The sequence below is a fragment of the Kribbella speibonae genome, from assembly GCF_004331375.1.
In the GTDB taxonomy this organism is placed as follows: Bacteria; Actinomycetota; Actinomycetes; order Propionibacteriales; family Kribbellaceae; genus Kribbella; species Kribbella sindirgiensis.
Genome location: NZ_SJKC01000001.1, coordinates 2,073,554 through 2,099,217 on the forward strand (window position 1 = coordinate 2,073,554; position 25,664 = coordinate 2,099,217).

General features: G+C 68.7%; 27 protein-coding genes. 16 read left to right on the forward strand and 11 right to left on the reverse strand.

Annotated features, from left to right (window positions below; translation table 11 throughout):
* Position 1: 1 nt before the first annotated feature.
* From E0H92_RS10455 to E0H92_RS10475, 5 genes are all read left to right on the forward strand, one after another.
* Positions 2 to 784, forward strand: a complete 783-nt coding sequence (locus E0H92_RS10455; RefSeq protein WP_131467168.1) for an ABC transporter permease — start codon at positions 2 to 4, stop codon at positions 782 to 784.
* The gene (locus E0H92_RS10460) at positions 784 to 1,587 is read left to right on the forward strand and encodes an ABC transporter permease (protein WP_131467169.1); all 804 of its coding nucleotides are present in this window, start codon (positions 784 to 786) and stop codon (positions 1,585 to 1,587) included. The genes E0H92_RS10455 and E0H92_RS10460 overlap by 1 nt, the downstream gene beginning before the upstream one ends.
* A gap of 57 nt (positions 1,588 to 1,644) precedes the next feature.
* Entirely contained in the window at positions 1,645 to 2,754 is a 1,110-nt protein-coding gene (locus E0H92_RS10465) for a hypothetical protein (RefSeq protein WP_131467170.1), read from the forward strand.
* A gap of 159 nt (positions 2,755 to 2,913) precedes the next feature.
* Entirely contained in the window at positions 2,914 to 3,957 is a 1,044-nt protein-coding gene (locus E0H92_RS10470; protein ID WP_131467171.1) for a hypothetical protein, read from the forward strand.
* Between the two features lie 68 nt (positions 3,958 to 4,025).
* On the forward strand, positions 4,026 to 4,802 hold the full coding sequence (locus tag E0H92_RS10475) for a hypothetical protein (protein WP_131496088.1): 777 nt from the start codon (positions 4,026 to 4,028) through the stop codon (positions 4,800 to 4,802).
* A gap of 95 nt (positions 4,803 to 4,897) precedes the next feature.
* On the opposite strand, the gene E0H92_RS10480 is transcribed toward E0H92_RS10475, so the two are convergent.
* From E0H92_RS10480 to E0H92_RS10490, 3 genes are read right to left on the reverse strand one after another with little or no spacing between them, the layout of a single operon-like run.
* Complete coding sequence (locus E0H92_RS10480) at positions 4,898 to 6,103, reverse strand: aminoglycoside phosphotransferase family protein (RefSeq protein WP_131467173.1); 1,206 nt, start codon at positions 6,101 to 6,103, stop codon at positions 4,898 to 4,900.
* 33 nt (positions 6,104 to 6,136) lie between these two features.
* Positions 6,137 to 7,156 carry an alpha/beta fold hydrolase gene (locus E0H92_RS10485; RefSeq protein ID WP_131467174.1) on the reverse strand — a complete coding sequence of 340 codons (1,020 nt, stop codon included), beginning with the start codon at positions 7,154 to 7,156 and terminating at the stop codon, positions 6,137 to 6,139.
* A complete protein-coding gene (locus tag E0H92_RS10490) occupies positions 7,149 to 7,616 on the reverse strand; it encodes a MarR family winged helix-turn-helix transcriptional regulator (RefSeq protein ID WP_131467175.1) in 468 nt (155 codons plus the stop codon). The genes E0H92_RS10485 and E0H92_RS10490 overlap by 8 nt, the downstream gene beginning before the upstream one ends.
* Before the next feature lie 118 nt (positions 7,617 to 7,734).
* Here E0H92_RS10490 and E0H92_RS10495 point away from each other — a divergent pair, with 118 nt between their 5' ends.
* Complete coding sequence (locus tag E0H92_RS10495) at positions 7,735 to 9,198, forward strand: MFS transporter (RefSeq protein ID WP_131467176.1); 1,464 nt, start codon at positions 7,735 to 7,737, stop codon at positions 9,196 to 9,198.
* Positions 9,199 to 9,284: 86 nt separating this feature from the next.
* On the opposite strand, the gene E0H92_RS10500 is transcribed toward E0H92_RS10495, so the two are convergent.
* From E0H92_RS10500 to E0H92_RS10510, 3 genes are all read right to left on the reverse strand, one after another.
* Positions 9,285 to 10,292 (reverse strand): CopD family protein, encoded by a 1,008-nt coding sequence (locus tag E0H92_RS10500; RefSeq protein ID WP_131467177.1) that lies wholly within the window; start codon positions 10,290 to 10,292, stop codon positions 9,285 to 9,287.
* Positions 10,289 to 10,858 (reverse strand): copper resistance CopC family protein, encoded by a 570-nt coding sequence (locus E0H92_RS10505; RefSeq protein ID WP_131496089.1) that lies wholly within the window; start codon positions 10,856 to 10,858, stop codon positions 10,289 to 10,291. The genes E0H92_RS10500 and E0H92_RS10505 overlap by 4 nt, the downstream gene beginning before the upstream one ends.
* Before the next feature lie 240 nt (positions 10,859 to 11,098).
* Positions 11,099 to 11,422, reverse strand: coding sequence for a hypothetical protein (locus tag E0H92_RS10510; RefSeq protein ID WP_131467179.1), 324 nt, complete (start codon positions 11,420 to 11,422; stop codon positions 11,099 to 11,101).
* A gap of 274 nt (positions 11,423 to 11,696) precedes the next feature.
* Between E0H92_RS10510 and E0H92_RS10515 the strand changes: the two genes are divergently transcribed.
* Positions 11,697 to 12,719, forward strand: coding sequence for a hypothetical protein (locus E0H92_RS10515; RefSeq protein ID WP_131496090.1), 1,023 nt, complete (start codon positions 11,697 to 11,699; stop codon positions 12,717 to 12,719).
* Positions 12,720 to 12,778: 59 nt separating this feature from the next.
* Here the strand turns inward: E0H92_RS10515 and E0H92_RS10520 are convergent, their stop codons facing one another.
* Positions 12,779 to 14,011 (reverse strand): MFS transporter, encoded by a 1,233-nt coding sequence (locus E0H92_RS10520; protein ID WP_131496091.1) that lies wholly within the window; start codon positions 14,009 to 14,011, stop codon positions 12,779 to 12,781.
* 148 nt (positions 14,012 to 14,159) lie between these two features.
* On the opposite strand from E0H92_RS10520, the gene E0H92_RS10525 reads away from it, so the two are divergent.
* Genes E0H92_RS10525 through E0H92_RS10540 form a run of 4 tightly spaced genes read left to right on the forward strand, consistent with a single transcriptional unit; the run spans position 14,160 to position 17,043 of the window.
* Positions 14,160 to 15,137: an ATP-binding cassette domain-containing protein gene (locus tag E0H92_RS10525; RefSeq protein ID WP_131467182.1), complete on the forward strand. Its 978-nt coding sequence runs from the start codon at positions 14,160 to 14,162 to the stop codon at positions 15,135 to 15,137.
* Positions 15,134 to 15,970, forward strand: a complete 837-nt coding sequence (locus E0H92_RS10530) for an ABC transporter permease (RefSeq protein ID WP_131467183.1) — start codon at positions 15,134 to 15,136, stop codon at positions 15,968 to 15,970. Before E0H92_RS10525 ends, E0H92_RS10530 begins: the two co-directional genes overlap by 4 nt.
* A gap of 33 nt (positions 15,971 to 16,003) precedes the next feature.
* On the forward strand, positions 16,004 to 16,594 hold the full coding sequence (locus E0H92_RS10535; protein WP_238173367.1) for a TetR/AcrR family transcriptional regulator: 591 nt from the start codon (positions 16,004 to 16,006) through the stop codon (positions 16,592 to 16,594).
* Between the two features lie 14 nt (positions 16,595 to 16,608).
* Complete coding sequence (locus tag E0H92_RS10540; RefSeq protein WP_131496092.1) at positions 16,609 to 17,043, forward strand: VOC family protein; 435 nt, start codon at positions 16,609 to 16,611, stop codon at positions 17,041 to 17,043.
* Here E0H92_RS10540 and E0H92_RS10545 read toward each other — a convergent pair.
* Positions 17,040 to 17,849 (reverse strand): class I SAM-dependent methyltransferase, encoded by an 810-nt coding sequence (locus E0H92_RS10545; RefSeq protein WP_131496093.1) that lies wholly within the window; start codon positions 17,847 to 17,849, stop codon positions 17,040 to 17,042. The genes E0H92_RS10540 and E0H92_RS10545 overlap by 4 nt on opposite strands.
* 104 nt (positions 17,850 to 17,953) lie before the next feature.
* Positions 17,954 to 18,466: a transcription elongation factor GreA gene (greA, locus tag E0H92_RS10550; RefSeq protein ID WP_131285734.1), complete on the reverse strand. Its 513-nt coding sequence runs from the start codon at positions 18,464 to 18,466 to the stop codon at positions 17,954 to 17,956.
* 273 nt (positions 18,467 to 18,739) lie between these two features.
* Between greA and E0H92_RS10555 the strand changes: the two genes are divergently transcribed.
* Entirely contained in the window at positions 18,740 to 20,056 is a 1,317-nt protein-coding gene (locus tag E0H92_RS10555; protein WP_131496493.1) for a peptidase MA family metallohydrolase, read from the forward strand.
* Here E0H92_RS10555 and E0H92_RS10560 read toward each other — a convergent pair.
* On the reverse strand, positions 20,053 to 20,481 hold the full coding sequence (locus tag E0H92_RS10560) for a DUF4307 domain-containing protein (protein ID WP_238173368.1): 429 nt from the start codon (positions 20,479 to 20,481) through the stop codon (positions 20,053 to 20,055). The genes E0H92_RS10555 and E0H92_RS10560 overlap by 4 nt on opposite strands.
* Before the next feature lie 59 nt (positions 20,482 to 20,540).
* On the opposite strand from E0H92_RS10560, the gene mca reads away from it, so the two are divergent.
* The 3 genes from mca to E0H92_RS10575 all read left to right on the forward strand — a co-directional run bounded on the left by mca (position 20,541) and on the right by E0H92_RS10575 (position 22,896).
* The gene (gene mca, locus E0H92_RS10565) at positions 20,541 to 21,404 is read left to right on the forward strand and encodes a mycothiol conjugate amidase Mca (protein ID WP_131467187.1); all 864 of its coding nucleotides are present in this window, start codon (positions 20,541 to 20,543) and stop codon (positions 21,402 to 21,404) included.
* Positions 21,405 to 21,447: 43 nt separating this feature from the next.
* On the forward strand, positions 21,448 to 21,732 hold the full coding sequence (locus E0H92_RS10570; protein WP_131467188.1) for a hypothetical protein: 285 nt from the start codon (positions 21,448 to 21,450) through the stop codon (positions 21,730 to 21,732).
* 138 nt (positions 21,733 to 21,870) lie between these two features.
* Positions 21,871 to 22,896, forward strand: a complete 1,026-nt coding sequence (locus E0H92_RS10575; RefSeq protein ID WP_131467189.1) for a copper resistance D family protein — start codon at positions 21,871 to 21,873, stop codon at positions 22,894 to 22,896.
* Here E0H92_RS10575 and E0H92_RS45465 read toward each other — a convergent pair.
* Positions 22,893 to 23,420 carry a nitroreductase family protein gene (locus E0H92_RS45465; RefSeq protein WP_272948852.1) on the reverse strand — a complete coding sequence of 176 codons (528 nt, stop codon included), beginning with the start codon at positions 23,418 to 23,420 and terminating at the stop codon, positions 22,893 to 22,895. The genes E0H92_RS10575 and E0H92_RS45465 overlap by 4 nt on opposite strands.
* 36 nt (positions 23,421 to 23,456) lie before the next feature.
* Here E0H92_RS45465 and E0H92_RS10585 point away from each other — a divergent pair, with 36 nt between their 5' ends.
* A complete protein-coding gene (locus E0H92_RS10585) occupies positions 23,457 to 25,421 on the forward strand; it encodes a thioredoxin domain-containing protein (RefSeq protein ID WP_131467191.1) in 1,965 nt (654 codons plus the stop codon).
* Positions 25,422 to 25,664: the final 243 nt, after the last annotated feature.

Here is a 25,664-nt window from a genome sequence, read left to right on the forward strand (position 1 = left end):
CATGGCGCTTGCGGTGGAGAACGGTCGCAGGATGTTCGACTACTGGCTGACCGTCTACAAGCGGACCTGGAAGGGCACGATGATCAGCAGCTTCCTGCTGCCGATGCTCTACCTGGCCGCGATGGGGATCGGGCTCGGCTCGTTCGTGGACAGCAACGGGACCGGCGCGCTCGGCGGGGTCAGCTATCTGCAGTTCATCGCGCCGGGGCTGCTGGCGTCCACCGCGCTGCAGATCGCGGTCGGCGAGGCGACGTACCCGGTGATGAGTGGGCTGAAGTGGCAGAAGTTCTACCACTCGATGATCGCGACGCCACTGCGGCCGGCGGACGTGGTCTACGGGCAGCTCGCGTTCATCGCGTTCCGGGTGTTCACGTCGTGCGCGGTGTTCCTCGTGATCATCACGCTGTTCGGCGGGCTCAAGTCACCGCTCGGTGTACTCGGGCTGCCGGTCGCGCTGCTCGTCGGAATGGCGGTCGCCGGCCCGATCGCGGCGTACGCGACGATCCTGGACAACGACTCCGGATTCGCCATGGTGTTCCGGTTCGGAGTGGTGCCTGCGTTCCTGTTCTCGGGAGCGTTCTTCCCGGTCTCGCAGCTGCCGGACTGGATCGAGTGGCTCGCCTATGTCAGTCCGCTGTGGCACGCGGTCGACCTGTCCCGCAACCTCAGCCTCGGCACGGTGAACCCGTTGCTGGCCCTCGGCAACCTCCTCTACCTGCTGACCTGGTTCCTGGTCGGCACCTGGCTGGCCGTCCGCGGCTTCACGAGAAAGCTCATCGGCTGATGGCGACGATCGCAGCCCGGGTGGTCCCGGTTCCGGTGCGGCTCGGCGGTGGACGGCACATCGTCGAGCGGAACTTCCTGCTCTACCGGCGGTCGTGGGTGGTGTTCCTCTCCGGCTTCTTCGAGCCGGTGTTCTACCTGCTGTCGATCGGCATCGGCGTCGCCCACCTGGTCGGTGACTTCACCCTGTCCGACGGCACCAAGATCGCGTACGCCGCGTTCGTCGCGCCGGCGATGCTCGCCAGCTCCGCGATGAACGGCGCGATCTTCGACTCGACGTACAACATCTTCTTCCGGATGAAGTACGCCAAGCTCTACGACTCGATGCTCGCGACGCCGCTGCGGCCGTGGGACGTCGCGACCGGCGAGGTCACCTGGGCGCTGCTGCGCGGGGCGATCTATTCGGCGATGTTCATCGTGGTGATGCTGATCATGGGGCTGATCTCGTCCTGGTGGGCGCTGCTCGCGCTGCCCGCCTCGGTGCTGATCGGGTTCGCGTTCGCGGGCGCCGGGATGGCGCTCACCACGTTCATGCGCAGCTGGCAGGACTTCGAGTTCGTGCAGCTGGCGATCATGCCGATGTTCCTGTTCTCGGCCACGTTCTACCCGGTCGAGACGTACCCCGGCGCGATCCGCTGGCTGGTCGAGATCACCCCGCTCTACCAAGGCGTCGTCCTCGAACGTGCCTTCAGCACCGGCAACGTCGGCTGGTTCCTCGTGATCCACGCCCTCTACCTGGCCGCCATGGGCACCCTCGGCATGTACGTCGCCTCCCGCCGCCTCGGCAAGCTCCTCCTGAAGTGACTGGAACGCCACCGAACCGGCCGGAACGCAGGCCACCGCGGCGGCGTCGGAGTTGGCATGGCGGACATGGACGAGCACGCGTTCCTGGAGGGAATGCGGGCGCCGAAGCTCGCGCTGCCCGGTGGCCCGCGGCGGTGGATCGAGGACTCGTTCCAGTTGCTGACCGAGCACTTCGGTGTCGAACCGCTGCGACGGCCGCCCGTCCTGCCGGGGAAGTTCGTGCCGGCCGGGTACGACGGATCGGAAGCCGCCGCCCGTGAGCTCTGCGCGACGATGTGCGAGCGGATGGGCGTCCCGTTCGAGCGGGTCCATTTCAGCTTCCGGCTGGAGACGGTGAGCGAGGCCGCCGAGCTGCTCGGAGCGGCGATGCTCGATCAATACGTCGATCCGAACCACCCGTTCTCGCGAGGTGCGTCACCCGGTGATCTCGCGGCCGTGCGCGCCCACTCGGACCGGCTCGGTACGGCGTCGTTCGAGCAGGTCGATCGGATCATCGAGTCCGGTCTGACCGACCTAGGCGTGGACATGACGCCGATCGTCCAGCGGCTGGGGACGGGCGCGTTCGGCGCTGAGGTCGTGCGGTGCCTGCTGATCGCGTCCGGATCCGATCCGGAGCAGCGGGCCGAACGGGTGCGGGCGGCGTACGAGTCCGACGTACGCCGGAGACCGGCCGTCGGCCGCTGGCTCGACCTCGCAGCGGACTGCCCGGGTGTCGCACGGATCCCAGGTCAGTCCGCGGTCCTGCTCCGGTCCGACGTACTCGCCGATCCGTTGAAGTTGCTGGCGGCAACGTCACACGAGTTGAGTCACGAGCTGCTGTCCCGCGCGGAGCTGCCCTGGGCGACGGGTCCGCTCGAGGAGCCGCTCACCGATCTCTGCGCGCTGTTCCACGGATTCGGAATCGCCCTCGTCAACGCTGCTGTCGACGAGACGACACTCGACGAGGAATGGGTCCACACCTCCGGCTACCTCGGCGAGCACGCTCTCGCCGAGGCGCTCGCGCTGTACCGGTTCCGGCAGCATCGACTGGTTCGCGACGGGCCGCTGCTGCCGGAGTGGCATCAGGCTCTCGACCCGGAGCCGCGGGCCCGTTTCGTGGCCCGCCTCGACGACCTGACCGGCGGCCCGCCGACCGTGCCGGTCACGGGGCCTCCCGGTCTGGACTGAGGAGCGGAGGGAGCGTAGCGACCGGAGCGACGAGGGAAGACCGGGAGCTCGAGCCCCGTGACCCGCCGCGACGGAGTCGCGGCAATCAAATACAGCTTGGTGATCCAGCTGCAACATTGCTGATGGAACGGGCGTTCGGGCGACCGCGTCAGTTCGGGTATGAATCTGATCGGTGCTTGGCGCCGCCGGCAACGACATCGAGAGCAGCTGTACGGCCCGAAGGTCCTGCTGCCCGGTGGGCCGGAGCAGTGGATCGAGGACTCGCTGGACTGGCTGATCGGCCGGTTCGGGGTCGAGCCGCTGCGTCGGTCGCCGGTGTTGCCCAGTGAATTCGTACCCGCCTGGTACGACGGCTCCGAGCGCGCGGCGCGCGAACTCTGTCTGCGGGTGTGCGCGTGGATGGAGGTACCCGACGACCGGATCCGGTTCAGCTTCCGGATGGAGGAGGTCCGCGCCGCCGCCCGCAGCGCGGCCGTGCACCGGCTGAACGCCGAGCTGAGCGGCGACCTGATCGCGATCTCGGGGCTGCGGGCAACGATGACGTCGGCCGAGGTGGACGCGCTGGCCGCTTCCGGGTTCGCGGCCGAGATCGGCGTACTCGCCGAGCGTGAACTGCAGGCCGAGGTGAAACGCAGTACGGCGATCCTCCAGGAGACCGACCTGGATCGCCGGGCCGAGCTCTGCCGACGCGCCGAGGCGATCTGGTCGACTCCGGCCGGCAGCGGATCACGCGCGGCCTGGCTCGACCTGCGGGCAGGCGGCATCGAGGGAACGGCGGTGATGCTGTCGGCAACCACCCTGGCCGATCCGGCCGCGGTCGTCGCTGCCACCGCCCATGAACTCGGGCACGAGGTGCTCTGGGGGTATCACCTGATCGACCGGAGCCGCCCGGACGCCGAGGCGCTGACCGATCTGTTCGCGGTGTTCCACGGGTTCGGGATCTTCCTCGCCAACCAGGCGGTCGAGCGTGTTCCCGGCCGGCGTTCGGCGCTGCAGACGCTCGGGTACCTGGGGGAGCGCGGTGCCTCCGACGCGCTGGCGGCGTACTGTTTCCGCCGGCATCTGCTGTTTCCGGAATCGCTTTTTCCGGCGATGCCGACCGAGGTCGACCGGGCGGTCCGGATCCGGACCTTCGCCCGGCTCGCGTCGCTGGTGAAGGACGCCGAGATCGACTCGATCCAGGAAGGCGCACCGCTGACCTGATGTCAACATCCGGTGACGCTGCGGAACCGTGAGGTTTGCCGCGGCGTCGGACAGGCATGATCCGGCGGGTGAGGAATCCGATCGGAATGATCCGCCGCAGCCAGCAGTTGCGGTCCCAGCTCAAGTCGCCCCGCGAACGGTTGCCGGGCGGGAGCCGGCGCTGGATCCGTACGTCGATGGATTGGTTCATCAGCGAGTTCGGGCGAGACGTGCTGCTGCGTCCGATTGCGCTGCCGGTCGACCTGATCCCGCACGGGTACGACGGAAGCCTCGCCGCCGCGACCGAGCTGTGTGGCCGCGTCGACAACCGCATGGATCTCCGGCCGGGGCAGTGCGCGCTGAGCTTCGAACTGAACGGCGTACGACGTCCCGTCGGTGGTCTGCACGGTGGAGGGCGCCCGGTGGGCGGTCTCGTGGTGAAGGAACAGTCCGGGCGCTGGATCCGCGGAAACGGCAGCAACCAGATCCAGCTCGCACCGGCGCTGATGGCCGACCCGGTCGCGCTGATCGCGATCTACGCCCACGAGGTCGGCCACGAACTGCTCCTCGGCAGCGGCCGGATCACGCTCGCCCGCCGACCCGACCACGAACCGCTCACCGACCTGATCACGGTCTTCTACGGACTCGGCATCTTCACCGCGAACGCGGCGTACGAACGCCGCCCCCGCCCGAACGGCCGCGGCAAACAACCCCTCGCCCGCGGCTACCTCCGCGAAACCGCCCTAGCCGAAGCACTCGCCCACTACGCAAAACTCCGCGGCGAACGCCACCCAGAATGGTCCCGCCACCTCGACCCACCCGTCCGCCGAGGCCTGAACAACCAACTATCGATCCTCCACCGCTAACCAGCTCTGGGCATCTTTGTGCCCCCACCAACCATTTTCGAGCCGCCGAGATGGTTGGTGGGTGCCCAAGGATGATCCTGTGCGGTGCCGAGCACTTAAGGTGTGAGGAGTTTCTTCAGCCAGAACGATCCGCCTCGGGACATCGAGTTCTTGCTGGGCCCGGTGAGGTGGTCCAGCAGATGTAGGTAGGTGATGGTCTGGTGCAGGGAGCCGAGTTCTTCCGCGAGGGTTAGTGCACGGCGTAGGTCGGAGGGCGCGGCGTACTCTTCCCACTCGCCCAGGTACGCGTCCAACACGCGGGGGTCGCTCGACAGGGGTGAGCGTTCTTCCATCAACGTCACCAGGTCCAGGAACGGATGTGCCAGTGCCGCATCGGTCCAGTCGAAGGCGAGTACCTGGCCGTTCCGGACGGCCAGGTTCCGTGGGTGCAGGTCGCCGTGCAGCAGGGTCTCGGGTACGCCGATCTCCGCCAGCTCGGTGATTGCCTCGCGCAACTGTTTCGCGCGTTCCGGCAACCGGCCCTGCTGCTCCAGGTCGAGCTGGCCGGTCAGCGAGTTGGGCTCGAGCAACCGATCCAGCTCGGCGTCGAGGACAGCGAGCCGCCGGTCGGCGCAGCTGTACTCCAGCAAGCGTTCGGGTTCCGTGACGTAGCTGCGCTGCAGCCGGGCATGGTTGCGCACGGCATCGATCCAGACCGCGACGTCGCTCTCGTCCTGCAACGGCGTACCGAGGTCCGGCAGCAGCATCCACGCGCGCTCGGCGTCGATCGCCAGCGGAGCGGGCACCGCACCGGGACGATCGGTGGAGGCTCGCTGCAGGAACAGCGGTTCGTTCGCGAACAGGAACGGCAACGCGTCCGGCTCGGTCGACGCCTGCGAGAGCGCCTTGAAGTACACGTCACCGTCGGCGGTCGGGATCCGCAACACGTTCGACAGCCCCCACGACTTCACCTGCACCCACGGTCCGGTCGCCTTCAGACGCTCAGCGATCCACTGCGGCGCCTCGCCGTACCACTCCGGCCGCGCCCAGCTCGGCAGATCGGACGAGCTAACGGGATGGTCGTCGACCCACCGAGCCCCGGCCGGCGCCTCGCCGCTCGGGAGCATCAGGTAGGTGAGCGGGTCCTCGGACAAACACGTGAGTACGACGGCCTCGATGCCGTGCTCGTCCCGCAGCGCCCGCAGCACAGACTCGACATCCGGGAACCAGAAGCCATCCGCCTGCTCGACCTGCGGCAGCCCCGCCGGCAGCATCAAGACCGCGCGGTCGGACGGACGCACTACAACAGCCGTTACCTTCACCTGCAGCAGCGTACGTATCCGATGCAACCTGTTTTAGTCAGCGAGCGGACGTACATAGGTCAGCAGACTGACCAGAAACCTCCCCGGTTCCTCCCAAGGCGCCAGATGCGCCGAGTGCTCGAACCAGACCGCCTGCTTGTACGGCGCCTCGACCGCCGCGATCCACTCCGCGGGCGGCTGTGCCGGCGTGGTGTAGTCGTGCCGCCCAAGGAACATCAGCACCGGGATCGGGAACTCCGTCACGCCTGTGTAGTCGACGGCGAGCATCTCGTCGAGCACCCGGCCCAGCGTGAACTCGTTGCCCTCGCCAATGGTCTCGGTCTCCTCGACCGTGTACTCCGGCGACAGCTCGGGCGCCCCGAAGAAGTACTTGGAATCGTCGCGGTACGCCGACAGTCCGCCGCGGTACTGCGCCCACTGACGGGCGACGATGATCCGCTCGCGGGTCACCGGCTCGTCACCTGGGTACGGCGCGATCGACGCGAGCTGCTCCAGTGCTTCGGTGTGGTTGTGCTCGCGCGCCTGGTCGAGCGCGTACTCGAAGCACAGCCGCTCGTTGGCCCGGGCATCGATGACCTGCCCGACCCCGACGTACGCGTGGAAGAGGTCGGGCCGGTCGAGCGCGGCCTGGGTGGCGATGATGGTGCCCCAGCTGTGGCCGATCAGGATCAGCTTCGGGACGCCGTACCGCTCCCGGATCTGCTCGGCGAGTTCGATCGCGTCGGCGACGTACTGCGCGATGGTGAGGGTGTCCGCGATGGCTTCGGGGTCGATCGTGCGCAGGGTGCGCCCGGCGCCGCGCTGGTCGTAGGTGACGACCGTGAAGTACTCCTCGATCGGCCGCTGGAACTGCCACGAGGTCGGCGCGAGCGGCGAGGCGGGGCCGCCGTGCACGAACAGGATCACAGGGTTGGCGCGGTCCTGCCCGCGGGCGTAGACCCAATGGTCGACACCGCCGGCGGACAGCTGGAAGTTCTCCTGGACGCCGTTGGGCGTCACGACCCGGTGCAGGTCTGCGATGACCTCGCGTGCTGCGTCGTACGCCTCAGGCATCCACAGAGGATACGGGTTCGCAGGTCTTCACCAGGGGTGCGTGGAGTCGCTGCGCCAGCACCTTGCGCTGGGTCGGCTGGGCCTCGGTCTGGCGCCGCAGACCCTCGTCGGTCAGCCGGACGTTCACGGCGCGACGGTCCTCCGGGCACATGTGCCGCTCGACCAGGCCGGCGACCTCCAGGCGGCCGATCACGCGCGACAGCGCGCTCTGGCTCAGATGCACGGACTTGGCGATCGTCGCCACCTTCGCAGAGTGCTCCGGCAGCTCCGCGAGCCGCTCGAGCACCTCGTACTCACTCATCCCGAGGGCGTGACCGGCCTGCAGCGCCCGGTCGAGGGCGCAGGTCAGGTCCGCGTGACGGGCCAGCAGCTCGCGCCATTCCCTCACGTCGGCACTGACGTCGGCACCGGCATCGGCGCTGGTCTCACCAGGTCCAGCGCTGACCTTCGTAACGGTCATGTCGGTGACCATAGCATGCATGCGCATTCAATGCAAAGGCATTTAATGCCTAGACATTAGATGCACACGCATGCAATAGTCTCTCCTCGTGACTACGCAAACCACATCGCCAGCTCGCATGACTTGGGACGCGCGCCTCTGGGGAGCGCTCCTGGTGGTCTGCGGCGTGATCTTCCTCGACGGCCTGGACGTGTCCATGGTCGGCATGTCCCTGCCGTCCATCGGCGCCGACCTGGGCGTCTCCCTTGCCTCTCTCCAGTGGGTCGTGACCGGCTACGTGCTCGGGTACGGCGGCCTGCTGCTCCTCGGCGGCCGTACCGCCGACCTGCTCGGCCGGCGCCGGGTGTTCCTGATCGCCCTCGCCGTCTTCGCCGTGGTCTCGATGCTGAGCTCACTGGCGACCAACCCCGAACTGCTCATCGCCGCGCGGTTCGTGAAGGGCGTCGCCGCGGCGTTCACCGCCCCGGCCGCGCTCTCGATCATCACCACCACCTTCCACGAGGGCCCGGATCGCAACCGCGCCCTCAGCATCTTCACCACCTGCGCCGCCAGCGGCTTCTCGATGGGCCTGATCCTCGGCGGCGCGCTGACCGAGGTCGGCTGGCGCTGGACGTTCCTGGCCCCCGGCCCGGTCGCCCTGATCGTGCTGCTGTTCGCGATCAAGCTGATCCCGAACAGCCCGCGGGACGACGCCGCCGGCGGGTACGACGTACCGGGGGCGATCACCGTCACCGCCGGAATGCTGTCCCTCGTCTACGCGGTCGTCGGCGCCGAGCACGCCGGCTGGGTCTCGCTGCAGACCATCGGCCTGTTCGCGCTCGCCGTCGTCCTGCTGGCCGGCTTCGTCGCGATCGAGCTGCGCACCAAGCACCCGCTGGTCCGGCTCGGCATCCTGCGCAACGCCTCGCTGCGGCGGGCGAACCTGGCCATCCTGACCGTCTTCGGTTCGTACGTCGCCTTCCAGCTGATCGGCACCCTGTACCTGCAGAACCTGCTGGGCTGGTCGTCGTTCGAGACCGCGCTCGGGTTCCTCCCGGCCGGACTGCTGGTCGCCACGCTGTCCCCGAACGTCGGCAAGATCGTCGACCGGGTGGGTACCGAGAAGATGATCATCGTCGCGATGGCGCTGTTCGTCGCCGGGTACGCGCTCTCGTTGCGGATCGGCCCGGAGTCGGCGTACTTCTCGACCGTGTTCCCGACCATCATGCTGCTCGGTCTCGGGTTCGCGATCGGGTTCCCGTCGCTGAACATCCAGGCCGTGTCCGGGGTCCCGGACCACGAGCAGGGACTGGCCTCCGGGCTGTTCAACACCTCCAACCAGGTCGGCGGCGCGGTGGTTCTCGCGATCGTGACCGCGGTGATCAGCGGCCAGACCGCCGGCGTCACCGCCCCGGCCGGGGTCCTGTCGGCGTACAAGTCGGGGCTCGGTGTCGTGACGGGGATCGCGGCCCTCGGCCTGGTCATCGCACTGACCGGTCTGTACGGCCTCCGGGCCCGCCGGGCCGCCGAAGAAGCAGAGGCTGCCGAGTTGGCCGCCGTACAGGACGAGCTCAAGGCGGAGGAGATGACGCCGGCCGCCTGACAACAACCAGCCCTCCCAGGCTGTGCGGTTATAGAGAGAACACAGTGCGGGTCCAGGACTACTCTCCCGGGCCCGCACTGCTGTGTTCACAGCGGTCTGGCCAGCACTGTGGCGAGTGCGATGGCCACAGCCATCACCGTGAGTTCGACAGTCGCCAGCGTGGCGAGAGCGGACGTCTCCTCACGGCGTACGGCTGGCAGGAGGATCTGGCGGATCGCTCCGCCGGTCGCGGCCAAGAGCATCAGGGCCGCGAGCTTGCCGAGCACCAGCCAGCCTGCAGGGGTCTCGAGGAGTGCGTGAAGTAGTACGGACAGGTGCGGGGTCAGGTCCTTTGTTAGACGCGGTCCCGCGAGCAGTACGCCGGTGAGCCCGACCGTGGCGATCGCTCCGCCCGCAACGGTCGAGAACCGCGGGAGCACCAGGGCCAATGCGGAACGGTTGCCGGCGACCAGCACTGTGACCAGCGCGAGGCCGCCGACCCACAGGCTCACTGCGCATATGTGTGCGGTGATCGCGGGTGTGGTCAGCCAGGGAGCCTCACTCTGCGACGCGTGGCCAGTGACCGGTACGGCGACGAGTCCCACTAGCGCCGTACCGAGGCCGAGCGCCGGTCTGCGGTGGACGGCGGCCAGTGTGTACGCGCCCGCGGCGACGACTGTCACCACGAGCGCGGTACCTGAAGAGACGTCGACGACGTATGACGCCATCCCCGCGAACGGCATCTTCGAGCCGGACTGTGAGATCGCCGCGGCCTGGAGCCACCACGTCGTCGTGGTCGCCGTGACCCAGGCGGTGCCGGAGGCGATGCCGATGATCCGGGCGCGACCGGCGATCGCGGCGTACCGCTCCCGGCCCTGGGCACCGAGCAGTAGGAGCAGCAGTACGGCGCCGACAGCGAGGATGGCTGTTGCGTTGGTGACGAAGCGGGCGACCGGGGTGGTGTAGAGGATGCCCGGACTGGTCGTGGTCAGGCCCGGCTCGGCGGCCGGGCGGGTGACGACGATGGACCAGGCCAAAGCAGCCGTACTGAGGGTGGCGATCGCCCCGACGACGACTGGGCGCCGTGCCTTGACGGACGGGATGGCGACATTCATCGCTGGTCCCTGACGGCCGCTTCGGGTGGAGCGGCCAGATCGGAGCGCCAGCGCCGGAACCCGCGCACCAGGAACAGGACCACCGCGAGCTCGGCGAACCACAACCACGCCGGTACGCCGTCGGTCGGCAGCGCCATCGCACTGGCGGCGCGGGGACCGGAATCCGGCCGGTCGAGGGTGATCGTGATGTGGCCGGCGATCGGGTGGCCGTCGCCGGAGATCACCCGGTAGCTGATCGTGTAGACACCGGCCGTCCCGAGCCGGTCGCAGGTGGCGTGCAGCGTGCGGCCCACGATCCGCACCGAGCGGGCGGGATGGCGGTTCCCGTCGGGGCCGGTCACCAGGACCGCGTCCCAGCCCGGAACCGGTTGCAGGGTCTGGTCGAACGTGAAGGCGAGTGCGGACGGCGTGGACGTGAGCCGGGCGCCGTTGGCCGGCGTACTGGCGGAGAGCTTGCTGTGCGCGGTGGCGGGGGCGGCCGGTGCGACGGTCAGGGCGATGACGGCGAGCAGCAGCAGATAGTTCCGCCGCCGGGCAAAGAGCCGGGACGTCATGGGCAGAGACATCCGGATCCTCCTGTCGGAGACATATCGGAGAATGTTCGAATTAATGCAGGTCGGTCATTGTGCCGTAACAATTACGGCGGCCCGGGAAATGCGATCGAAACCTCTCGGGGTTATTTTTGAGGTGTGAGGACGAATCGGCCCCGGATGTGGATCGCCCGTGGTCGCGGAGGAGGGTCCGCGGCCACGGGCGATACCGGTGCGGTGGCGCCGGTCATGCGTACCGGAGCCACCGCCGATGGGTCAGTGGTCGTGCCCGTGCCCGGTGCCGTCGTCGACGGACTTGTGGCCGGTGAGCGTGAGCGACACGACGTTCACGCCGACCGGGACCACGTGGCTGGTCGTGTAGCCGAGCGGATTCTCCACCGCCGGGTACAGGCCGAGCGCCTCGTCGTCCACGTGCAGCTGGACCTGGTCGGTCGCGTAGTCGACGGCGTCCCCGACGTTCGCGACCGGGGTCGGGTGCTCGTGGGCCGACGCGGTGGTGGCGGTCAGGGCAGCGCCGCCGGCGGCCAGCGCGAGGCTCGCGAGCGGCAGGGTGATCAGGCGGGACCTCAAATTGGGCATGACGAATTCTCCTTGCGGGAGGGTGGGACGAATACGGTCGTCGTTGACCGCTGAAATGGTGCGGCCGCGGCGCCCGATGGCCAGTCAAAGCGTCGCTTGAAATGAATGTATTGAATCCGCCGGGCGGACCACAAGCAATTCGTGGTTTTTTGTTCACGGAGCGAAATGAAGCTTGCTTCGTCAGGCTCCGGGCCGCGCGGTTCAGGGTGCGGGGCGGCCGGGTTCGGGGCGATCCCCGATTGGTTTCGACCCGGCGGGGTGCTGGACTGGTGGCATGAGCAACCAGAGCTACGACGAGAAGGTCAAGGACATCCTGGACCGAGTCGCCAAGGGGCACCTCTCGACCGAAGAGGCCACCATCCTGATCGCCGCCCTCAAGACCGCCCCCTCCGAGGCTGCCGAGCCGGCGTCCGAAGCTCCGGTTGCCGACGAGGCGTCCGAAGGCAAGCCCCCGTGGCCGTGGCCGACCGGCGACGACGTCCCGTCCACCACCGTCTGGGCCGACGCCGTCGACTCCCCGACCACCGAGCCGACCGCCGGTTCGACCGCTGAGCCGACCGCTGAGCCGACCGCCGCTGAGCCGACTGCTGAGCCGGCGAAGGTGCAGGACAGTGTGGTGGACGAGGAGGCCGAGCTGGTCGAGGAGGAGCACAGCAATGTGCCGATTCCGTCGGGGGTGCAGCGGGTGACCGTGCGCGCGATCGGGCGGCGGGTGCGGCTGATCGGTGAGCCGGCCGTGAACGGTGTCGCGGTCGACGGTCCGCACGTGATCAAGCGCGACGGCGACACTCTCGCGATCAGCAGCGAAGGCGATATGGGCGTCTCGATCGACGGGTTCAGCATGCTGCGCAACCCGACCGACCTGAAGGCGCACGTCAACGGGCTCGCCAAGGAGCTGTCGATCCGCGTCAACCCGAACCTCCAGGTCGAGGTCGAGGTCACCGGCGGCAGCGTGAACGCCGAGCGGCTGCCCGGCCTGACCCGGGTCCGCGTCACCGCCGGTACGGCGAAGGTCACCGACGTCGACGGTCCGATCGACGTACTCGTCCAGGCCGGCTCGGCCAGTCTCGACGCCCAGATCACGAAGGGCCGCTCCCGTGTCCGCGTCGAGTCCGGTACGGCGCAGGTCGCGCTCCGCCGCGGCTCCGACGTACACGTGCACACCGAATCCCAGCTCGGCCGCGTCACCTGGAGCGGCGCCGTCTCAGGCCAGTCCAAGGACGTAGAAATCGGCCGCGGCCGCGCCGCCCTCGACGTAGAGGTCCTGGTCGGCACTGCCCAAATCACCTCCGACTGAGGGTTGCCCCCTCGGATGGTGGGTTGCCCACCGAGAATCTGAGGGGGCAACCCGCCAGCTCAGGGGGCAACCACCTCACCGGGAACCGTTCGCAGGGTGCGGAGCGGGGAGAAGTAGAGGATCGCGGTGCCGGCGAGGGTGCCGAGGCCTGCGATCCAGAGCGTGGTGTGCAGACCGAACGCCGTGCCCAGCGCGCCGCCCAGGAGGCTGCCGAGGGGAGCGGCTCCCCAGCTGACGAAGCTCATCGTGGCGCTCACTCGGCCCTGCAGGTCCGGCGGGCACAGGCGCTGTTGCGTGCTGACCTGCAGGATGTAGCTGACGATGATGCAGAAGCCGGCCAGTAGCGTGCCGACGACGAACCAGCTCACCATCCAGCCCGGTGCGGTCAGCGCCTGCACCGTGAACGCGACGCCGATCCCCGTCGACGACAGCAGCAGCGTGCGCGCATCGCCGTACCGGGTGCTGAGCTTCTCGGTGACGGCGGATGCCAGGATCGCGCCGAGCAGGCCGATCATGCTGAGTACGCCGATGGTGGCCGGCTGCAGGTGAACGCCGCGGACCAGGTAGACGACCATGATCGCGCCGGCGGCTGCCTGGAAGAGCATGGTCGTCATCGTGTTGAGCGCCAGCGGTCGTAGCAGGGGATGCCTGAACACGTAGCGCAGGCCGTCGCCGATCTCGCGGCGCAGGTTCGGCCGCTCCGGCTTCACCGGCGCGGCCTCCGGCAGACGAATGCTTCGTAGCCAGAGCGCTGACCACAGGAAGCTCAGCGCATCCAGGCCGATCGTCAGCGCAGCGCCGAGCCATTGGACGAGCAGGCCGCTCGCGCCGGCGCCGATGACCGCCGCGATCGAGTGGTTCGCGGCCAGTTTCGCGTTGCCCGGCAGCAGGCGGTCCCGCTCGAGGAGCCTCGGCAGGTACGACGTGTGCGCGACATCGAACAGGACCGTGAGGATCCCGGCCGGCACGAGAACGACGTACACCTGCGTGAGCGTGAGTACGTCGAACCACCAGGCGATCGGGATCGACGCGAAGAGCAGCGCCCGGAGCAGGTCGGCGTACACGAGGACCGGACGGCAGCGGATCCGGTCGGCCCACGCGCCCGCGAAGAGGCCCAGGACGAGCCACGCCGCGGTCTCGCAGGTCCGGAGCAGCGACACCTGGAGCGTCGACGCGTCGAGGGTGAGTACGGCGAGCAGCGGGATCGCGCCCATGCTCAGGCGGGACCCGAGCTGACTGAGCAGGTCGGCGGCCCAGAGCCGGCGGAAATCGGGGTGGCGGAGGATGCCCATTCCGCGACCGTAGACGCTGCCTTGAGTCATGTCGACTCAAGTATCAACAAAGTTGAGTCGATCACGCTCAATATAATTTGGGAGTGAAATTGTCGGCGTTCTCGGGCAGGATGGTGGCCTGCGTCACATCCAGAAGGGGGACGTTCGGATGGCTGCTATCGAGGCAACCGGCCTCGTGAAGACGTTCAAGGGCAGAAAGACCGCGGTCAAGGCACTCGACGGGATCGACCTCGACGTGCCGGAAGGGACCGTGCTGGGTCTCCTCGGGCCGAACGGCGCGGGCAAGACGACCGCGGTCCGGGTGCTCACCACACTGCTGAAACCGGACGCCGGGACCGCCCGGGTGCTCGGGCACGACGTGGTCAAGGAGGCGGACACGGTCCGGTCGCTGGTCGGGCTGTCGGGGCAGTACGCCGCGGTCGACGAGCTGCTCACCGGCCGCGAGAACCTGTGGATGTTCGGCCGGCTGTACCGGCTGAGCAGCCGGCAGGCCAAGCAGCGGGCGGAGGAACTGCTCGCGACGTTCGATCTGACCGAGGCTGCGGACCGGACGCTGAAGACGTACTCCGGCGGTATGCGGCGCCGGCTGGACCTCGCCGGGTCGCTGATCGCGCACCCGAAGGTGCTGTTCCTCGACGAGCCGACGACGGGTCTCGATCCGCGTTCACGGCTCGACCTGTGGCAGATCATCCGCGACCGGGTGCGCGAGGGCGTCACGATCCTGCTCACCACGCAGTACCTGGAAGAGGCCGACGAGCTGGCCGACAGCATCGCGGTCGTCGACCACGGCTCGGTGATCGCTCGCGGTACGGCGGACGAGCTCAAGGCGAAGGTCGGCGGTGAGCGGATCGAGGTCGTCGTCCACGATCAGGGCGACACCGTGCGGGCGCTGGAACTGCTGACCGACGCGCTCGGGATCGCCGATCCGGAGTCGACGACGCTCGAGGAGCACACCCGGCGGATCACCGTGCCGGCGCCGGGCGGCTCGAGCACGCTGGTCGACGTGATCCGGACCCTCGACGCCGCGGCGATCCGGATCGCCGACATCGGGTTGCGGCGCCCGACGCTGGACGACGTGTTCCTCACCCTGACCGGGCACGAGGCCGAACAGAAGGAGTCGCTGTGAGTGCGGAGCTGCCGGCCCGGGTGAACCCGATCGGCCGGGCGTTGTCGGACGCGGGGGTGCTCGCGTGGCGGAGCCTGAAGCGGTTCCCGCGGACGCCGGACATGCTGATCTACGCGACCATCCAGCCGATCATGTTCGTGCTGCTGTTCGCCTACGTGTTCGGGAACGCGATCCCGATCCCGGGCTTCCCCGGGGCGCGCGCGTACCGGGAGTTCCTGATGTCCGGGATCTTCGCGCAGACGATGGCGTTCGCGGTCGCGTCGGCGAGCGTCGGGCTGGCCGACGACATGTCCAAGGGCCTCATCGACCGGTTCCGGTCGTTGCCGATGGCAAGGTCCGGGGTGATCGCCGGCCGGGTGATCGGCGACCTGGTGTTCAACGCGTTCGTGATGCTGATCATGGTGCTGTGCGGCTTCATCGTCGGCTGGCGGTGGCACAACGGCTTCGGTCAGGCGCTCGCGGCGTTCGCGATCCTGCTGCTGTTCGCGTTCGCGATGCTGTGGGTCGGCGCGCTGATCGGCCTGTCGGTGGGTAGCGCCGAGGTGGCGGCGTCGGCCGGCCTGATCTGGCTGTTCCCGCTGACCTTCCTCTCCAACGCGTTCGTGCCCACGCCGAACCTGCCGAGCGGTCTGCAACCCGTCGCGGAGTGGAACCCGATCTCCTCGATCGTCGCGGCCTGCCGGCACCTGTTCGGCAATCCGTCGCCCTTCGCCAGCCCGGACGGTTTCCCGGCCCAGCACCCGGTCTGGCTGTCCCTCATCTGGTGCACCGCGATCATCGTCGTCTTCGCCCCGCTCGCCGTGCGCAAGTACCGGAGTGCCACTGGGCGTTGACACGATTTAGACGGTGTGCAAATAATTCGAACTGTGTTAAAGAGTTCGGATGGTGATTGGCGCGCGGCCCGCCGGGCCAGTGCCCGGGCGGCGGTGCTGGAGGCCGCCTGGGGTCTGGTGCGCGACAACGGGCTGGCCGCGCTGTCGTTGCGCGAGCTGGCCAAGCGCGCCGGGATCACCACGCCGACCGTGTACGCGTACTTCGAGTCCAAGAACGCGATCCTGGACGCGATGTTCGCGCAGGCCGCGCAGTCGTTCGTGGAGTTCATGAGTTCGTTGGAGGCGAGCGACGATCCGGAGGCGGATCTCGCCGCCTCCGTACGGGCTTTCGTCGACTTCTGCGTGTCCGACGTGGCGCGGTACCAGTTGTTGTTCCAGCACTCGGTGCCCGGCTTCACGCCGTCGCCCGAGTCGTACGAGGTCGCGGTCCGTGCCCTGGCGCTGGCCCGCGACCTCCTCGCACGCAACGGCGTGCACGATCCACGGCACCTCGACATCTGGACCGCGATCACCACCGGCCTGGTCGGCCAGCAGATCTCCAACGACCCGGGCGGTGACCGCTGGACCGGTCTCACCGAGGACGTGACCCGGATGTTCCTCGCGCAGTACGGGGAATCCAAGTAGTACGAGGGGGAATCATGACCACAGTCCCGCAGCCCGGACTCCATCATCTGGCGCTGACCGTGACCGACCTCGAGTCGAGCGTCCAGTGGTACGGCGACGTGTTCGACGTCCACCCGGTGCTCGACGTACCGCACCAAGGCGGTGTCGGCCGCATCCTCGCCGACGCGGACCGCCGGCTGATGATCGCCCTGCACCGCCACGACACGAACGACGGCGCCCTGTTCGCCGAGACCGCGACCGGGCTGGACCATGCCGGCTTCACGGTCGCGACACGGGCCGATCTCGAAACATGGCAGGACCACCTGGAGGCCCACGGCGTCGTCCGCACCGACACCGCCGACAAGCCCCTGACCCAGTCACCGATCGCGGACGAGCCCTACGCCTCGGTCCTCGTGTTCCGCGACCAGGACAACATCCAACTCGAACTCTTCGCCCCGGCCACGCACTAGCGGCGGAAGGCAGTGATCACCATCGTGTAGCCGTGCCGAGGCCCGAACTGAGCCGGGGTGAAGTCGCCGGTGACGGTGACGTCGCCGGGTGCGAAGCCGGCCAGTTGGAGCATCCACAGGAGTTCGTTGCGGAAGTACCAGCGGCCCTGGCCGGAGCGGGTCTCGGTGCGGAGCAGGTCGCTTCCGGCGTACTCGTCGTACCGGCGTTCTTCCTGCCAGCTCTGCTCGACGCGGTCGAGCGCGGTCCACCGCGACGAGACCTCGAGGCGGTTGCCGTTGGGTAGGTCGACCTGGATCGCGCGTTCCCAGGGAGTCGGGAAGTCGTCGCCGGGCGGCTCGGCGTAGTTGATGCCGACCGGGAACACATTGAAGGCGAGTACGCCGCCGAGGTCGAGCTGAGCGTGGCAGCGCTGAAGGGTCTGCAGGGCCTCCTGCCGGTCCATCACGCAGGCGAAGCTTCCGCACGGGATGTAGATGGTCCGGAACGTTCCTGGTACGGCGAGATCTTGCATCGACTGCTCGTACAGGGTCGGATCCAGACCAAGTCGCGCCGCCTCCTGCCGGCAGGCCGCCAGCATGTCTCGCGAGATGTCGCACCCGGACACATCCAGACCTTCGGCCAGGTACGTGAGCAGCAACCGCCCCGACCCGCACCCCAGCTCCAGTGCGGGCCCACCCTGCGTCCGGATGATCTCCCGGTAGAAGGGGGCGTCCCGCCGCGGATCCGCCCGCGACGCCACGGCCCACTGTTCGGCGGCCAACCCGCCGAACAGCTCAGCCTCGTCGTACCCGCCCGCAGCGTCCATCTCCGCAGTCTGAACCGCAGGCTGCGAAGCCGCCTCCGAATTACCGGCCCGGAAAGCCAAGCGCCCCGGTGGTTCGTCCACCGGGGCGCTGGAGCTTTGGTGGGTCAGCCGGTGAAGGGTTCCGCTCCGACGATCTCGACGGTCACGTCCTTGCCGTTGGGGGCCTCGTAGGAGGCCTTGTCGCCCTTCTTCTTGCCGAGGATCGCGGCGCCCAGCGGAGACTGCGGCGAGTAGACGTCGATGTCCACCGACGCGTCCAGGGCGAGCAGTTCGCGGGAGCCGAGCAGGAACGTCTCGACGTCGTCGTCACCGGCGAACTTGATGGACACCTTCATGCCGGGCTCGATCTTGCCGCCGGCCTTCGGGGTCTCGCCGACCCGGGCCCGGCGGAGCATGTCCTCCAACTGCCGGATCCGCGCCTCGATCTTGCCCTGCTCGTCCTTGGCGGCGTGGTAGCCGCCGTTCTCCTTGAGGTCGCCCTCGTCCCTGGCCTCGCTGATCCGCTGGGTGATCTCGGCACGGGCCGGGCCCTTGAGGTGCTCGAGCTCGGACTTCAGCTGGTCATAACCGTCCTGCGTCAGCCAGACAACGCTGTCCTCGTCGATCTTCTGCGTCACGGGCTGCTCCTTGTGTCGGTGGGATGGGCAGGAAATACTGCTGGCCGCCGTCGTCGACGGCGACCAATCAAACGAGCGTAGCAAGAGACCGCCGGATACGCAGGGGCTCTCGCCGGTCTCAAACGCTTGGAAAACGTTTGCTGAACGCGATTCCGTCCGCCCTGAGCAGATTCCCGGCAATCGGTTGCCACCGGGCCTCCGATTGACCGCTGACCTGACCTTTCCTACGCTCCCGGAGACCGACGCCTGGGGGCCTGGGGGGACATGGTGGATGTGACAACGGATGGCGCGCGACCGACTCGCGGCCGGCGGTGGACAGCGGTCGCCGCGGTACTCGCGATCGCAGCGGCCGCCACGACCTGGGCCGTCGCAGGCCGGGACGACCCGCCCGCGAGCTCATCGGCGGCCACACCCACGCCGACGGTGTCCGAACAACCGGTCGAGGAGCGGATGCTGGCCGGCGCCGGCGCCGGCGCCATCCTGAAAACTCGCGCGACCGCCGTGCTTACCGGGCGGCTGTCGCAGTACCTCCAGTACGTCGACCCGGCGAACAAGAAGCTCCGGGAACGCGATCAGCAGGTCTTCGCCAACCTGCGCAAGCTCGGCCTCGCCCGGCTGAGCTATCAGGTAGATGCCAACTGGGCACCGGAAGTGCAGGCGCAGCACGGACCGAGCGTCCGCGCGGTCCGCGTTCTCATGCTGATCCAGGTCGCGGGCATCGACGCGGCTCCGCGCGCCACCGGGCTCGGCTACACGTTCGCCGAACGCGACGGTCGCTGGCTGCTGGTCGACGACGATCTCGCGGCCGAGGCGGACCTCAAGGCGTACCGCGAACCCTGGGATCTCGGCGCGATCGAGGTGGTCCGCCGGCCCGGCGTCGTCGTCGTCGCTCCCGTGGGCGAACGGCCAAACGCCGAACGGCTCGCGCACGAGTCGCAGGCGGCGATCCCGATCGTGCGGTCCACGACCCGGCGGGTCCAGGCGGGGATCCTGGTGATCGCGATGGCCGACAACCGCTCGATGGATCCCGAGTGGCGCACCGGCGGTCATCCCGCGGCCGCCGTCGCCGCGCACAACTTCGCTCCGGCGAATCCGGAGGCGAGCGAGTTCAAGGTCGTCGGCAGCCGGGTGGTGATCAACCCCGATCAGCGCACCCGGGCCGGCCGGCTGCTGCTCGCGCACGAGTTCACCCATGCGGCGATGGGGCTGCTGGGCAACAGCGCGCCGACCTGGCTGGTCGAAGGATTCGCCATGTACGTCGAGAACCGGCTCGCCGCGCAGAACGGGTACGAGCAGGAGCTCGCCGCGGAACGCCGTACGTTGCTCCGGGAGAAGGTCTCGGCGCTCGTGGTGCTCCCGATCGACGGCGTCTTCCACGGCGACTACGACGAGGACAGCTACGGCGTCAGCTGGATCATCGTCGAGTACCTCGTCACCAAGTACGGGCAGGCCGCCGTGAACTCGCTGTACGCCGATCTCGCGCGCGGACCGGACGCTCCGGCGGTGCGGGAGCAGGTACTGCGCAAGCACCTGAAGCTGAGCGAGACGGCGCTCGTCGCGGCGCTCAAGAAGTACGACGGGCCGAGCTAGCGCGGGCGGTGCTGGTCTGCCGTCGTACAGCCGACCAGGACGACCGAGGTCGCCGAGCGCTGCGTGGTCAGGGTTACCGGGAGAGTCTGGTGACGGGGGGAGTCGGCGGGGACCGTGACCGTTACCTCGCCGACGATCGAGAAGTCCGCGGATTTGGCCTGCACGCGGCAGTTCGCCTCCACCGACTTGCTGCGGTCCACCTTGAGCGTCGCCTTCGCGCTGGTCGGCGAGACGATCTCGAATCCCTGCAGTTGCGAGGTCACCGGCGGGTTCGACTGCACCCACGCCACCCAGATCAGCCAGGTCAGTCCGGCCAGGACGACCACCGCCACGGCGCCGATCAGCAGCGGCCGCCGGGACCGCCCGCCGCGGCCGTAGCGGGCGTTCAGGTCGGAGGCTGGAGTGGCGGCAGAAGACTCGGTCACAGGGGTGTCCAGGGGGTCGGTCGTGGGTTTTCGCATGCGTTGGAGGACCATTGTGTCTTGTGAGTGGAGATCTTCGGTTGTTGCATGTGCACGCCCACCCGGACGACGAGTCGAGCAAGGGCGCCGCGTCGACCGCCCGGTACGTCGCCGACGGCGTGGAGGTGATGGTCGCCACGTGTACCGGCGGGGAACGCGGATCGATCCTGAATCCGAAGATGGACCGCCCGGAAGTACTGGCGAACATCACCGAGATCCGCCGCAAGGAGATGGACACGGCGCGCGAGATCCTCGGGATCCGGCAGGAGTGGCTGGGCTGGGTGGACTCCGGTTTCCCGGAGGGTGACCCGCTTCCGCCGCTCCCGGAGGGCTGCTTCGCGGCGCAGAAGGTCGAGGACGCCGCCGCCCCGCTGGTGAAGCTGATCCGCGAGTTCCGCCCGCAGGTCGTCACGACGTACGACGAGAACGGCGGCTACCCGCACCCGGACCACGTCATGTGCCACACGATCACCGTCGCCGCGTTCGAGGCGGCGGGGGACAAGGACGCGTACCCGGAGCTCGGCGAGCCGTGGCAGCCGCTCAAGCTGTATTACCACCACACGTTCCACTACGAGCGGATGAAGGCGCTGCACGACGGGATGCTCGCGCGCGGCCTGGAGTCGCCGTACGCCGAGCGCCTGAAGGACTGGAAGCCGGACCCGGAGAACGAGCGCCGCATCACCACGCGGGTGGAGTGCGCGCAGTACTTCGAGGTGCGGGACAAGGCGCTGCTCGCGCACGCCACCCAGATCGACCCGGACGGTGCGTGGTTCGCCGTACCGCTGGAGGTGCACCAGGCGGCCTGGCCGACCGAGGACTACGAGTTGGCGCGGAGTCTGGTCGAGTCGGAGTTGCCCGAGAACGACCTGTTCGCGGGGTTGCGCTGAGGGCGGCTGCGGACAATGAGACAATGGTGGCGTGGTAACAGCGATGATCTCCCTTCAGACGGCCGAGATCGACCCCAACGTCGTGAAGCCGGGATGGGTCGCGCTGCTGATCGTGCTGGCGCTCGGTGCCGCCACGGTGCTGCTGTGGCGCAACATGGGCAAGCAGCTGAAGCGGATCGACTTCGATCGCGATGGTGCGGACGACCCAGCACCGTCCGACGGCCCTGCGACTCCGGACCCTTCGCCTACCCTGGCAACCGATGCGACGCCGACGACTACGGCTCCGACCCAGACGCCGAGTGACTCCAAGGACCACTCTGAGCACTGACTCGATGCCGGTGCTGTAACTGATTCCTGGGAGCTGGGAAACACCCTGGTCACGAGATGGTGTCGGACTGGGCTGCCCACCTTCGGCTGACCCTATAGTGAGCCGCGTGCTGAATGGTGCCCACGACTCGTCCCTCCGGTGACCGCGACCCGCGCCGCCCGGCACCGCATGCCCGGACGCCTGGTCGCGGGTGGGGTCGGTGCTGTCCTCGTCGCCTCGGGCGCCCTGGTGGCGGCGCTGTACGCCGCCGGCAGCGAACCGTACGACGCCGGCGGGATCGGCGGGCCGGGGGCGTTCGTGTCCTGGCTGCTGCCGCTGCTCCGGTTGATCTCCACGCTGGCCACGGTCGGCTGTGCGGGTGCGCTGCTCGCGGCCGTCGTACTGCTGCGGATCGAGGGCGGACCGCTCGGAGTACAGGGCCGGCGCGCGGTCCGGGACGCGAGCAACTCGGCGATCATCTGGGCGGTGTGTGCGTTCGCGGGCGCGATCGTGACGGCCTCGCTCCTGCTCAACACCCCGGTGCGGCTGTTGCGGCTACGGCTCGACGACGCGCTCGGCGTACCCGAGGTGAAGGCGCTGCTGATCACCGGCATCCTGGTGCTCGCGCTGGCGATCGGCATCCGCCGGGTGCAGACGTCCTCGGCGGCCGGTCTCGGCGTACTGGTCGCCATCGCCGCACTGGTCCCGACCGCGGTCACGGCGTACCCGAGGAACGAGTCGTACGTCGTTCTCGCCGGCGCGGCCCTGGTGATCCACGTGATCGCGGCGACCACCTGGGTCGGCGGGCTCGCGGGCCTGGTCCGCTACGGACGGGCGAGCCGGACCGGCCTGCCGATCGTGCTGGAACGGTACGGCCAGGTCGCGTTGATCTCGTCGATCGCCGTCCTGATCAGCGGCCTGATCAGCGCCGCCGGCCGACTGGCCGCGAAGGGCGGCGGCTGGGGCTCGATCATCGACACCGTCACCGAGGACGCGTACGGCGGCCTACTGATCGCAAAGGTCGCTGCCTTCCTACTCCTGATCGTGCTCGCCGCGCTCCATCGCAGCCGCTCCGACACTGACCTCCTGGAGTCGGGCCGCCCGTTCTGGCGCGTCGTCGGCGTCGAACTCCTGATCATGGCCCTCACCCTCGGCCTCTCGGTCGCCCTGTCCCAGACGATCTAGTCCCAAGGGGCCGTTCGGAGATCGGCAGTCGTGCGGCGGTCGCGGTCCGGTGGGCGGGGTTCGGCGGGGCGGCCGACGGCGATCATCGAGATGATGTGCCAGCCGGGGCTTGGGTTCAGGTCGGTGGTCAGGGTTTCGAGGTCGAACGCGCGGAACTGGCGGCAGGCGAGGTCCATGGCGTGGGCCTGCAGGGTGAGGTGCGCGACCGACTGGCCGAGGTCGTAGTCGGCGAAATCGGAGTAGGCCCAGTCGGTGTCCTCGACGTACCGGTGGGCCATCGTCACGATCAGCAGCGAGGCGCTCGGGGCCCAGCGGGCGGAGCTGCGGGCGAGGTGCCGGACGATGCGCTTGTGGTCGGGCTCGTCGCGGCGGGCGACGAAGTACGCCCAGGGCTGCGAGTTGCCCGCGGACGGCGCCCAGCGCGCCGCGTCGAGGAGCAGTTCGACGTCCTCCTCGGTGACGGTCCACGCGGGGTCGAACATCAGTGGGCTGAAGCGGCTGGCGAGCAAAGGATGGACGGGCACGGTCCTATTCAATCGCGGCCGCATACGGTGGGGAGTATGGCGAACGAGCTCGGACAGTCGACCAGTCCGTATCTGCGGCAGCACGCGGGCAACCCGGTGGAGTGGCGGGAGTGGTCGGAGCGGGCGTTCGCCGAGGCCCGGGAACGGGACGTGCCGATCTTCCTGTCGGTGGGGTACTCCGCGTGTCACTGGTGTCATGTGATGGCGCACGAGTCGTTCGAGGACGCCGAGACGGCGGCCTACCTGGCCGAGCGGTTCGTCAGCGTGAAGGTGGACCGGGAGGAGCGCCCGGACGTCGACGCCGTCTACATGGCCGCGACCGTCGCGATGACCGGGCAGGGCGGCTGGCCGATGTCGGTGTTCCTGACGCCGGCGGGGGAGCCGTTCTTCTGCGGGACGTACTTCCCGAAGGACTCCCGCGCCGGGATGGCGTCGTTCCGGCAGGTGCTGGAGGCCATCACCGACGCGTGGCAGAACCGGCGTGAGCAGCTCGACGGGATCGGGAAGCGCGTCGTCGAACAGCTCGGCGCGCAGCAACCCGCGGGGCAGGAGGCGTTCGACCTGGCGCAGGCGGTCCAGTTGCTGAAGCTCGATTTCGACCCCGTCGACGCCGGCTTCGGGCGGGCCCCGAAGTTCCCGCCGTCGATGGTGCTCGACTTCCTGCTCCGCCACCACCGCCGGACCGGCGACGAGGACGCGCTGGCGATGGTTGCCCACACCTGCGATCGGATGGCCCGGGGCGGGATGTACGACCAGCTCGCCGGCGGCTTCGCGCGGTACTCCGTGGACGGCCAGTGGATCGTCCCGCACTTCGAGAAGATGCTGTACGACAACGCGCTGCTCCTCGACGTCTACACGCACTGGTGGACTCTGAGCGGCGACCCGCTGGCGAAGCGCGTCGCCGAGGAGACCGCCGGGTTCCTGCTCGCCGAGCTCCGGACGCCGGAAGGCGGCTTCGCCTCCGCGCTTGACGCCGACACCGATGGGGAGGAAGGCAAGTACTACGCCTGGACGCCGGAGCAACTGCGCGAAGCCGTCGGGGACGACGCCGACTGGGCCATCGAGCTGTGCGACGTGACCGGAACCTTCGAGCACGGTACGTCGGTTCTGCAGCTTCGGCAGGACCCGGATGACGTGGATCGGTGGAACCGGGTGCGTGAAGCGCTTCAGCGGGCACGGGGCGCGCGCACCTACCCGGGGCGGGACGACAAGGTCGTTGCCGCGTGGAACGGGTTGGCGATCACGGCGCTCACCCGCGCCGGGGTTGTGCTCGAGCGGCCTGAGTACGTCGAGGCGGCGGAGGCGGCGGCGCGGTTGATCCGGGAGGTACATCTGGACGGCGCGCGGCTGTACCGGACGTCGCGGGACGGGGTACGGGGGAGTGCGGACGGCGTACTCGAGGACTATGCGGCGGCTGCTCAAGGATTCTTGACGTTGCTGGGTGCGACTGGTGATGACGAGTGGTATCGGGTCGCGGAGGCCTTGCTGGACAGGGTTCTGGAGCAGTTTGTTGCTGATGGCTCCTATTTCGACACGGCTGCCGATGCTGAGCAGTTGGTGTGGCGGCCGCAGGATGCGACGGACAACGCGACCCCGTCGGGAGTCAGCCTGGCCGCCGAGGCCTTCACCACGCTCGCGAGCCTGACCGGATCAGACCGGTATGAGGCCGCCGCCCAGCAGGCGCTGCAGGCCTCGTCGCCCATCGCCCATCGCGCACCCCGCTTCGCCGGCCGCGCCCTCGCAGTCGCCGAGACGATCGCCACCGGCCCCCTCGAAATCGCCATCGTCACCACGGCTCCCGACGGCGCGCGGGAGCTTGTGCGGGTTGCGTTCGCTGACGCGCCTTGGGGTACGGCGATCGCGTCCGGTGCGCCTGGATCCGCAGTACCGCTGATGGCGGGGCGGGACCTCCCGGCGGCGTATGTGTGTCAGAAATTCACCTGCCGGTTGCCCGTGACGTTGCCGGAACACCTTCGCCAGGAGTTGCGCCCGGCGGACTGAGGCTGTCCTTGGTGCGGGTTTTCCCTGCCGTTTCGCCCAAATCCCTTGACGCGCGGCCAGCGGACCGCAACAGTCGGTCCTCAGTCGGATGTAACAGAACTCGCATGCATCGACACGAAGTGTCACAAATGAGGCAGTGGCACTGTTGCGTCAGCATCCGGCGCGTCCCCAACTGAATTCGGTCGCTGCGCCCAAACAGCGACCACACCGTGAGGAGATGTTGTCTTGAAACGACTGACATCA